The sequence below is a fragment of the Burkholderia sp. HI2714 genome, assembly GCF_002223085.1.
Taxonomy (GTDB): Bacteria; Pseudomonadota; Gammaproteobacteria; order Burkholderiales; family Burkholderiaceae; genus Burkholderia; species Burkholderia lata_D.
The window spans coordinates 1-9,669 of record NZ_NKFM01000079.1 but is presented as its reverse complement, the minus strand read 5'-3'; the positions used below and the strand labels follow the sequence as shown (position 1 = coordinate 9,669).

The following is a 9,669-nucleotide window of genomic DNA, read 5'->3' as shown; positions in this document are numbered from 1 at the left end:
CATGCCATGCGGCCCATCATGTCTCGCGCTCAACTGCAGTGCATTTCTTCTCGCCGAACGCGCGACACCTGCCGCTGTCTCACGCCGAATATCTCGCGACGCCGATTCTCGTACAGGTCGCGACATAACAAGTGGTAGGACGCGCCGACGTGCGGCGCGGTGACGGTGTTGAAGGGGCGAAGACGTCGAAGTACAGCTTCTCGTCGAGCTCGGGCAACTCGCGCTGCGCGGCGCTCGAGAGCAGTTCGTTGGCGAGCGTGGTCAGCACGCGGTAGTTGCCCAGCGCGTGCTCGCACAGGGTGTTTCGCAGTTGGGGCGTCATCAGGTGCGGGGCACCGGCACTGACGATCAGATGATCGAGACAGGCAAGCAGATCGTCGGCCGAAGCCTTCTCGGTGGCCAGGCGCGAACGGATACGGCTACCGAGCGGCAGCAGTTCGTCGCGGCGAAGCTTGTCGGTCAGACGGGTATCACCGGCGAGCACGACGCACAGCAGCGGCTGCGAATCGAAGCGCGCGCTGGCCATGAGCCGCAGTTCGTTGAGCACGCATGCACCCATTTCCTGGGCCTCGTCGATCAAGAGAATCGGACGTCGCCGGGTGGTTTGCAGGTGCGACAGCCACCGCTCGCGTAGGGTTTTGAAGCCACCCCAGCGGTTGTGGGGCTTGAGCTCAAGACCGAAGAGGTCGCCCATCTCGCGATAGAAGTCGGCGAGATTGCTTTGCGGGTGGTTGATCGCGACGACCGTCAGATCGGTCAGCCGTTCGAGCCGCTCGGCCAGCACCCGCATGACGACGCTCTTGCCGGTGCCGGGCTCGCCGTAGATCATGGCGAAGCCGCCTTCGCGCACGAGCGCGTTCTCGATGCGCCAGCAGAAGTTCTCGGCGCGCGGTGACACGTACAGCGCCTCGATGGGCAACTCGGACGAGAACGGATTGAACTTCAACCCGTAGAGGGCCTGCAGACGCTGGCTCATGCGCGGTCCCCCTGCCAGTCGGCGGGAATCCACGCGGGCGGCAGGCCGGTTGCGGCGTGCTCGGCCAGCAGTTGGCGCATCAGCGGCGCGACGCCGGGCGGCTCAGCCGACGGTTCGCTGGCGCTGACGGCCTCGAGGCGGCGACGCTGACCATCGGCGTTCGCCGCCTTATCGAGCGGGCGCAGCGGGTACAGCACGGTGCCGCTGTCGGCGTCAACGAGATCGACGCGGCTGAGGTCCCACCGGGCGTAGCGCAGCCGCACGCGCTGCAGGTGCCGGTAGGCCGACGGAATCTCGAAGCGCGTGCCGGCCAGACTCACGGTGCCGTCCGAACGGCGCTGGGTGCGAGTTGCATCGATGCGGAAGGCTGAGCGCAAGGCCGCGCTGGATGGAGATTCGCGACCGACGTTCGGACCAGCGAGGTAGCGCTTGAGGGGCGTGGTGCCGATCTCCGAGTGGTGGGCGTGGTGATACTCGCGCTCGATCCACGCGTGGGTGGCCTGATTGAGCAGGTCGAGCGTGAGGTTGGGCTCGCCCTCGAGCATGGCCATCACGCGCCCTTCGATGCGCGCCCAGAACGTCTCTTGCTTGGCGTTCTGGTACGGGGAATACGGCAGCGTCGTCTGATGCAGCACGCCGAGGGTGTGCAGGCCGGCGGTGGTTTCCTCGGCGAGCATCGCGGCGCCGTTATCGGTCATCAAGGCGCGCGGCAGGCTGCGGCGCGCAAACGCCTGGGACAGCCCATGGACGAGGCTGCGGGCGCTCTCGTCGAGAAACCACTGCGCATGGCAAACGACGCGCGAGCGGTCATCGAGCACGCCGAGCAGCATCGGCGTGACCCACTCGCCGTCGCGCGTGAGGAGCTTGCGCGAACCGTGATGGAAATCGAGATGCCAGAGCGCATTGACGTGCTCGACCTCGAAGCTGCGCACCTCGAGCTTCTCGAGACGATCGCGGGCGAGCATCGCGCCGGCGCTGGTATGACGCGGCTTGCGCACGCGGATGAGTCCCTGGTCGACGAAGTAGCGCCGCACGGTGGCATACGACGGCAGGTTCGACGCGCCGAGCGTCACCTTGAGGTTGTCGTAGTGAAGCTGGCAGGTCCAGCCCGGGTGCTCGCGATACTGCGCGCTGATAGCCTGAATGGCCTCGGCCGCGAGGCTGCGGCTGACGCCGCGGGGCCGCTTGCGGTTCTTGAGGCTGGCCACCGGGTCCTGGGCGGCCCGGCGGGCCTTGTAGTACCACCGCTCGATCGTCGAGCGGCCGAACCGGACGTCGGCGCCGGTGATGGGATGGCGCCAGCACTTGGCGGCCAGCACCGCAATGAGTTCGTGCAGTTGCCCCGGTTCGGGCGGGGCGGCCAGCAGGGGGCCGATGATCGCAAAGCGCAAGCGCGCCCAGCGATCCCGTGGTGAGGAATCGTGTCGTTCAGTCATGCTCGCTCCAAAGATGCGGCGCCCAGCGCCGCGATTAAGGTCGAGGCAAGGCTAACGGTGCGCTGGGGAGGGAGCGAGCGACAAGTTCTGCGGGTCGAGAGGGTCCCTCACGCAAATTGCTCGGCGCTCGCGCTGGTGAGCGGCGAAAGCCAGCGCAGCAGGCTGAGCAACGGTTCGGGCGGCGACGCTACGGCGAAGCGTTCGAGGAGGCTGGCCGGACATTGCGCGGAGTCCACCGGCGGCACGAAGGCCGCGCGGCCGAGCGTCCAGAACGGCGTGCCAACGAAGTCCGTTTGCCACCACTGGCGCCATCGTGCGATCGTCGAGGGCGGCACGCCGAGCGTGTCGAGCTGACGCATCGCGGCGACCGTACCGGCGCTGGCTCGCGTGGCGCTGACGACGACCATGATCGCGGCGACATACACGCGCCGGCCGAGAAAACGCACCGAGAGCGGCGTGAGTCGACAGCGGCACTCGGCGCAGCAGAAGCTGTAGCGGAAGTTGTGCTCGGCGCGGGCCTCGCGGGGAAGCCCGCGCGGCTTACGGGGATAGCGGGCGCTGTGCAGGACGGCGCCGCAGCGGCGGCAGCCCCGTGCGCGGGCCTGTTCGGCGAAATCCTGATCGATGTGTAACAGCAGTCGATAAAAGTTGGGGGTCTGGATGCTCAAGTGGCACACTTCGGGAGTCTCGAGTTCTGGCAGACAAGAGACTCTCCCTTGGGCGTCGTTTGTTCAAGATGCCTGAGGGGGATCCCCCCGCGTCCCTCACGCAATTTGCAAAAAACGCCCCGAATCCCCATCAACTTCCGTGCACGCGCTCACCTTTCTCCAGCCACCGATAGCGCCTCTCATACACCGCCTCCAACGTCAGTTCCTGTCGTCTGGCGATCTCTTTCGCTCGCACGCCGTCGCTGAACATCAGAATCGTCCGCGACCGGTCTCGTATTCGCCAATCACGACGGCTTCTCGCCATCACTTCAAGCTTTGTACGTTCTTCCTGCGTCAGTTCCAGCGCTTTCAATGCCATCAGCTTCGTTGCTCGTCCCGTCCAGTTCGAACCCTGATTATAGAGACATTTCATGTCGAAGGCTTATGCGCTGAGTTGGTTGCGGGCGCAATTAGGGTCTGTTTACATATGGAACGCGCATGCGTTGCCACGAGAACGGCCGCTCGCGAGGCGCGCGACGCCGCGAATACTGACGTATTCGCAAGGAGCGCAACACGGCGAGCGGCCGTTCTCGTGACAGCCCCTAATTAAAAAACCATTCCACGGGAATGCCCGAAATCGCCCGCATGGCGGCGTCGTTCTTCGCTTGTTTGGCGCTGCCAAACGGCGCTCATCACTCCTTGCCCTGCGAGCGATTTCGGGCATTCGCATGCGCGTTCCATATGTAAACAGACCCTAGGCTGTTTTGACGCAAACCGCTTTGCCGAAGCTATTCCACCGGTTCACGAGGTTCGCGATGATCACGCCCTCGCGCTGCTGCGATTCGAGTCGGCGGGTCAGCAGCGGTGCGCGTCAAGCTCACTTCGCCGTTGGCCAGACGGCCGGCCACGCGCTCGCAACGCTGCTGCACCGAGACCGTCAGCGTGGCGAACCGCTCGCTCAGTTGCCCGACGCTCGGCACGGCGATCTCGAGGCCACGCAGCCGCCAGTACTCTTCCATGAAGCCGGTGATCTGGCGCATCGCCCAACCGAACAGTAAGCGGCTCGGCTGGGCCAGTCCCCCATTCGCGCGCGCATGAGGCATGATGGGGTTATAAGCCGGAACCCCAGTTTTGCTGGATTTTCTTTTATTTCAATGGGTTGCACGTCTCTTTCAACAGGACAATGAGCTCATCTGTCGAGGGCAGCGCGATGCCGTCGCCTCCCTCGAGAATTCCCTCTGCCAACGCACGCTTGCTCTGATGTAACGCGACGATCCGTTCTTCCAGTGTGCCCTGGTTGACGAGACGGTAGACCGTCACGGGCCGCTGCTGCCCCATGCGGTGCGCCCGGCCCATTGCCTGATCTTCCGCCGCCGGGTTCCACCACGGATCCGCGATCACGACGTAATCGGCGGCCGTCAGGTTCAGTCCGAAACCGCCGGCCTTGAGGCTGATCAGGAACAGATCTCCTTCGCCCGCTTGGAACGCCGCGACGCGCCGATTGCGCTCCGCTGCCGGCGTGGCTCCATCGAGGTATTGATAGGAAATCCCAGCTTCGTCGAGTGGTTCCCGCAGCAGCGTGAGGAAATCCACGAACTGGCTGAATACCAGGGTCTTGTGCTGGTTGGCTGACAGTTCAGTAGCGAGAGCTGCGAACGCCCGCACCTTGGCGCCGACGAGGCCCAGCTCCGGACTCACCAGGCGAGGATCACACGCGGCACGGCGTAGCCGGGTAAGCTGGGCCAGAATGTTCAGCCGTGCGGCGCCAGCGTTGCTATCAGCCAGGCTCTGTTCAGCCTCTGCGACGGCCCGCCGCCGGATTGCCTCGTAGTGCGCGGCTTCCGCCTGTTCCGAAGTAACCGCAAGCTGTAATTCGGTGCGCGGAGGCAATTCGTCCAGAACCTGCGATTTGGTACGACGTAAAATGAACGGGGAAATCAACCGGCGCAGCGTTCGCTGGGCCTCCCGGTTCCGTTCACGTTCAATTGGCACTGCGAAGCGTTCATTAAAGCGTGTTGCGCTACCCAGCAAGCCGGGGTTACAAAACCTCAGGATCGACCAAAGTTCGGTCAGGCGGTTTTCAATCGGGGTGCCGGACAAGGCCAGGCGAAAATCTGCCTCCAGCTCGAACACTGCCTGCGAGCGTTTTGCAGTTGCATTCTTGATCGCCTGCGCTTCATCCACCACGAGGGTATGCCAGCGGCGATTGAGGAACGATTCGGAGCCTTGCAGCATCAGCGCGTAGGAGACCACGACCACGTCGCCCGCGCTGGCCTCGCGAATCATGGCGTTGCGGCGATCCTCATCGCACTCACCATAGAGACAAAGATTCAGGGCGGGTGCGAAGCGCTGCCCTTCGGCGATCCAGTTGCCCGTGAGGGAGGTTGGCGCAACCACCAGCGCGGGCCCTTCAGAGGCGCGCGCCAGCAGGACTGCCAACGTCTGCAACGTCTTGCCCAGCCCCATGTCATCGGCAAGGCAGGCTCCGAACCCACAGGCGGCCAGTCGCATCGCCCACTGATAGCCTTCCTCCTGGTAGGGGCGCAGCTGCGCCTGCAGGCCGCCAGGCAGCACTGGCTGGCTATCCTGTGCCTCCTTCAGCTTCTCGATCTGGGTACGGAATTGCACATCCGCATGCAGGTCCGTGCCTTCCAGTACGTGTTCCAGCCACGGCGCAGCAAGACGCGGAACTTGCGCCTTCTGCTTGTGGCTATCTGCTACGGTCGCCAGCGCATCCAGTCGCGAGCGCAGCGACTCGGTCAGTGCGGCGTATTGACCATCGCCCAGAGGAACGAAGCGTCCTTTGCCTTCGCGGCTCCAGTCCAGCAGTTGCTGTAGGGTGAGCACAGCGTGTTCGTCCACGCGAAGCCCCCCGCTCAGGGCGAACCAGTCGTGCTCACTGGCAACCGTAATTCGCAGGCCGGACGTGTCGACCGTTTGCACCGTTACTGCTTTTCCTTTTGGCCAATCCATGCCGCTCACGGCGTCCAACGTGGAGAGTATCTCAAGAAGTCCGAGCGCGTCCTCCGGAGCCTCCAGTACCCATTCGAACGAGGTTGCCTGGCGAGGCAATAGCTCCAGCATCGGGCAGGCATCCAGAACCTGCTCCAGGTGCTGTCGCTCAGCCCTGAGATCACGCTGCGCGCCAACCGCCTCGCCGCGCACTGCGGCAATCATCCGCGCACGACCACGGGCCGGCGTCACACGTGGGCCGTCCAGACCGAGCGGGGCCACCACCAGGCGCAGGGCAATGCCTTCTCCCTGGGGCGTCAGTTCGGCACGCAATCGCGCATCCGCTGTGACTTCGCGGGTTGCTTCGATTTCGTCGGCATGAACCTCGAAGTGTGCTGCCAATCCGCGCAGCGCGGGTTGCAGTTCGGCCTGCGCGTTCTTCGGCAACACCAGCGACTTGCCGACCAGCTGTGCAGCACGCTGCTGCGCCGTAGTCAGTCGAATCACGCGAGCGCGCTGTGGCGAATCGCGCAAAATGGTGATCATACGCAGCGCCTCGGCTTCCTTGCGTTCTGCACTGCTGACGGCATACATTTCCCCGGATGACGGCTCGGAGCGAAACTCTGGCACCACGCGGACATGCAGGCTGCCATCTTTCTCGGTCACATCGATATGCGGGACGCCCTCAGTCAGATCCACGGGGACATCTGGCGCATCGGCAAACGCTACATGGGGATGCCCGATCAACGCGGTGATGGCAGTCGCCAGGTCAAGACGGTATTCGCGCTTGTAGTAAGCGTCCCGCTGAATAGCCCGTGCCACCCGCGCATCCCAGGGTTCGAGCTTCTCGTTGCTGGCCAGCCTGGATAGCGAAATATTCTTCGGCTTGCTCCAGCCGCGCGCTCCGTGTTTCTGCTCCCAGGGGGTGATATCGACGATGCAGCCATCGGGGCCAGTTTGCACCGACCAGATCAGCCGGCTTTGTTGCTGGTTCGCTGCTCCGGAAACGCCTGCAATCTGGGGCTGCCCCAAGGCTGCGAGGGTCGAAAGGGTGATGCGCCAGCCTTCCTGCCGGCCCGGAACAAAAAAATGCTCGGGCGGGGTCGTGCCTTGCAGTACAGCCAGCGCGCCATCCAGTTGTGTCGCCATCCATGCGAGCCCACATTCGGTCAATCGCCCGCGAATCCGTGCAGCGGCTTCATGTTCGCGCTTTTGCAGGGAGGCCGATGGTCGATCGTCGCCTATCCATGCCCGCGCGAGCCACCGCCAGAAGTCGGGGTAGTACACCCCGTCCGCCGTCGTCACCGGCATAAACCGGTCAGGCTTGAGCGCAACATCTCCCAGGCGCATGCGTGCCGCGTGCCATAGCACGCTCCAGCATCCATCAATCTCGTCCACCGCACGCTGGCCTCCAGCTTCGGCCACGGCAAACTTGCGCACGGCTTCGATCTGTCTGGTGCTCCCCTGTGCCATCAGGGCCAGACAATAGAGCCAGCTGATTGAAGCCGGGATCAGATTCTTGCGTTGCCCGGTTTCCGCCTTGATTACCTTGAGCCCTGCCTCGAAGCCTGCCTGAGCCTCGACCCAGCGTCCCTGCGTGGTGAACCTAGCTGCCTGAAGGATCGTGCAATAGGCATGGTTGATCCCGCTATCCGGTTGGGTATGATGTGCCAGAAGGGGATCAAGTAAAAGATCCAGCTTTTGTAGTTGTCCAGAAAAAATGGCATATTCGGCGAGCGCGAATCGAAGGCGGACCAGTACAGGGTCTCGACTGTCAAGCATGCGCTCCGCAATGGCGACCAGACCATGCCTCTCGGGGTTCCAGTGCGCGGTTAGTTCGAAGATGCCCTGCGCCAGAAACTGGCCTCGTAATTGCGGATGAATTCGCTCAAACAGCTCGGGGTCCAGCCCATCCAGAGCGGCCTCCACAAGAATGGGCTCCCAGTCGGAATATCGACAGTGGCGCTTTAGTTGCTGCAGCCGCTCGGGCGTTGCGCCGAGATAGAGCTCAAGCCGGGCGATTGCTAAAGCCGCATCTGAGGTATTGAACGTACTCCAGGCATTCTGCTCATTGAATTGCTCGGCCGCGGCCAGTGCGGTGCGCAGCGCATTCGCACTGGCCCGTTGCAGCACCTGCTGATAGGCCCATCCTTTCAGTGATGGCGCGACCGTCCAGTAACCTTGCCGGTGCGCCGCTTCCTGAATCAATCTGAGCGCGCCCAGGTCACGAACAACGTCCCGAACCATGTCGTTGGTATAGGCTTTCCCTGTCCTTGAACGCCAGCCGAGCTTGCCAAGCAGACCGAGGATCCACGTGCGCGGGCGCGGCGTGACGCCTAGCGCCAGTGCCTGCAGTACATCAGCCTGGGCTGGCTCCAGCAAATTATCGTCAGGGGTGGTCAAATGAAGCATCGCAGTGCCGCTCATACGTCTGCACGACTCCTTTGGGAAAACACGCTGGGCTTCGGGCCCGGTATCGTTCGGATTGCTGAGGCAGCCGCAATTATACGAGGCCTGGTCGAGCAGCGGCGTGCTGCCGGTGATTCCGCCGCCGGCCAATGCGGTGGTTCACGCACAGCCGGCCACACGCTGGCACGACCAGATTGTCGGCTACATCAAGGACAAAGGCATTCATGCGTTTCACAACAAGTACGGATATGGCAAGCGCGCGCGGGTCGAGGCACAGATCTCGCGGATCAAACGCTGCATCGGCGCGCGGCTGCTGACACGCCGACTCGAATCGCAGCAGCGCGAGGGCGTGATCATCGCGAACCTCGTGAACCGGTGGAACAGCTTCGGCAAAGCGGTTTGCGTCAAAACAGCCTAATTGCGCCCGCACCAAACTGGGCGCATAACCTTCCGAACAAAGCCGATCATGAACGACTGTGGCATTAGCAAACAGGCGATGCCTCGATCCTCGACATCCCCTGTTGCTGCGATACGATGGCCTTTGCGCAGTCGCCTTCCTTCAGGTCGACACCGCTGTTGATCTTCAATGTCTGATGATCGGCGGTGGTGAGTTCGTATTCGTAGACGCCTTGTGACTTCGCTGAATGGCTGAACAGGTTCGTCAGATCGAACCCCAGACCGACGCCACCGAATCCGCCCCCACCACCGCTGATGGCGCCTCCACCCACGCCCGCACTGACGGGCGACGACGATGACTGATCGACTCTGGCGAGCAGCTTCTTGCCCGTGATGTGACCGGTCTCAATCCGGGCATCAGGCGGCATCGGCTGGCCCGCCGATGTGACACAGCCGGATAGCCCCAGAAAAATTGTGGAAGCTGCGAGAACGGCAAGGGGAAGGCCTGCTTTTGTCAGCATGAGGATGTCACCAAGTCAAAAAATAAGTACTGCCATTGTAACGAGCTAATGTCAAATGTGGTGTATGAGCTTCCCCCGAAATTTCGCTCTCCAAGAGGTCGGGTAAACTCGACGGAATGGAAAGCAAAATGTTGAAGATACCGAAGCTGAGCTTCCCCCGGTTTTTCGCGCACCAAGGGCGAGTCGTTATGCTCGCCAGATTTTGCTCGTCCTGCGTGCGGAGCCAGTCGTGAAAAAACTGGGTTGGCGACACCTGACCGAGCGTGGAGTGGCGGCGCCTCCGGTTGTAAAACACTTCGATGTATTCGAACAGATCGGCTTTCGCTTCGGCG

At 62.8% G+C, this 9,669-nt stretch carries 8 protein-coding genes and 1 pseudogene; 1 reads left to right on the top strand and 8 read right to left on the bottom strand.

Translation table 11 applies throughout. The features are described 5' to 3' along the window. Positions 1 to 79: 79 nt before the first annotated feature. The 6 genes from CFB82_RS40295 to CFB82_RS40275 all read right to left on the bottom strand — a co-directional run bounded on the left by CFB82_RS40295 (position 80) and on the right by CFB82_RS40275 (position 8,438). Positions 80 to 976, bottom strand: a complete 897-nt coding sequence (locus CFB82_RS40295; protein ID WP_089487792.1) for an ExeA family protein — start codon at positions 974 to 976, stop codon at positions 80 to 82. Next, on the bottom strand, positions 973 to 2,412 hold the full coding sequence (locus CFB82_RS40290; RefSeq protein ID WP_089487791.1) for a DDE-type integrase/transposase/recombinase: 1,440 nt from the start codon (positions 2,410 to 2,412) through the stop codon (positions 973 to 975). Before CFB82_RS40290 ends, CFB82_RS40295 begins: the two co-directional genes overlap by 4 nt. Before the next feature lie 107 nt (positions 2,413 to 2,519). After that, positions 2,520 to 3,080: a hypothetical protein gene (locus CFB82_RS40285; RefSeq protein WP_373558936.1), complete on the bottom strand. Its 561-nt coding sequence runs from the start codon at positions 3,078 to 3,080 to the stop codon at positions 2,520 to 2,522. A 130-nt stretch (positions 3,081 to 3,210) separates the two neighbouring features. After that, the gene (locus CFB82_RS42875) at positions 3,211 to 3,492 is read right to left on the bottom strand and encodes a hypothetical protein (RefSeq protein WP_143751060.1); all 282 of its coding nucleotides are present in this window, start codon (positions 3,490 to 3,492) and stop codon (positions 3,211 to 3,213) included. A gap of 355 nt (positions 3,493 to 3,847) precedes the next feature. Further along, positions 3,848 to 4,099, bottom strand: a complete 252-nt coding sequence (locus CFB82_RS43620; RefSeq protein WP_179255530.1) for a hypothetical protein — start codon at positions 4,097 to 4,099, stop codon at positions 3,848 to 3,850. A 106-nt stretch (positions 4,100 to 4,205) separates the two neighbouring features. After that, positions 4,206 to 8,438 carry a DEAD/DEAH box helicase gene (locus tag CFB82_RS40275; RefSeq protein WP_256990764.1) on the bottom strand — a complete coding sequence of 1,411 codons (4,233 nt, stop codon included), beginning with the start codon at positions 8,436 to 8,438 and terminating at the stop codon, positions 4,206 to 4,208. Between the two features lie 103 nt (positions 8,439 to 8,541). Here CFB82_RS40275 and CFB82_RS40270 point away from each other — a divergent pair, with 103 nt between their 5' ends. Next, a complete protein-coding gene (locus tag CFB82_RS40270) occupies positions 8,542 to 8,838 on the top strand; it encodes a hypothetical protein (RefSeq protein WP_256990763.1) in 297 nt (98 codons plus the stop codon). A 64-nt stretch (positions 8,839 to 8,902) separates the two neighbouring features. Here the strand turns inward: CFB82_RS40270 and CFB82_RS40265 are convergent, their stop codons facing one another. Both CFB82_RS40265 and CFB82_RS42870 read right to left on the bottom strand, forming a co-directional pair. After that, on the bottom strand, positions 8,903 to 9,337 hold the full coding sequence (locus CFB82_RS40265) for a hypothetical protein (RefSeq protein ID WP_143751059.1): 435 nt from the start codon (positions 9,335 to 9,337) through the stop codon (positions 8,903 to 8,905). 214 nt (positions 9,338 to 9,551) lie between these two features. After that, positions 9,552 to 9,669 (bottom strand): annotated as a pseudogene (locus CFB82_RS42870) (IS3 family transposase); the annotation flags it as partial.

What these genes read in the sequence shown, in the direction of transcription:
- CFB82_RS40295 (WP_089487792.1), bottom strand. Translation starts at nt 976, where the DNA reads ATGAGCCAGCGTCTGCAGGCCCTCTACGGGTTGAAGTTCAATCCGTTC.
- CFB82_RS40290 (WP_089487791.1), bottom strand. Translation starts at nt 2,412, where the DNA reads ATGACTGAACGACACGATTCCTCACCACGGGATCGCTGGGCGCGCTTG.
- CFB82_RS42875 (WP_143751060.1), bottom strand. Translation starts at nt 3,492, where the DNA reads ATGAAATGTCTCTATAATCAGGGTTCGAACTGGACGGGACGAGCAACG.
- CFB82_RS43620 (WP_179255530.1), bottom strand. Translation starts at nt 4,099, where the DNA reads ATGCGCCAGATCACCGGCTTCATGGAAGAGTACTGGCGGCTGCGTGGC.
- CFB82_RS40275 (WP_256990764.1), bottom strand. Translation starts at nt 8,438, where the DNA reads ATGAGCGGCACTGCGATGCTTCATTTGACCACCCCTGACGATAATTTG.
- CFB82_RS40265 (WP_143751059.1), bottom strand. Translation starts at nt 9,337, where the DNA reads ATGCTGACAAAAGCAGGCCTTCCCCTTGCCGTTCTCGCAGCTTCCACA.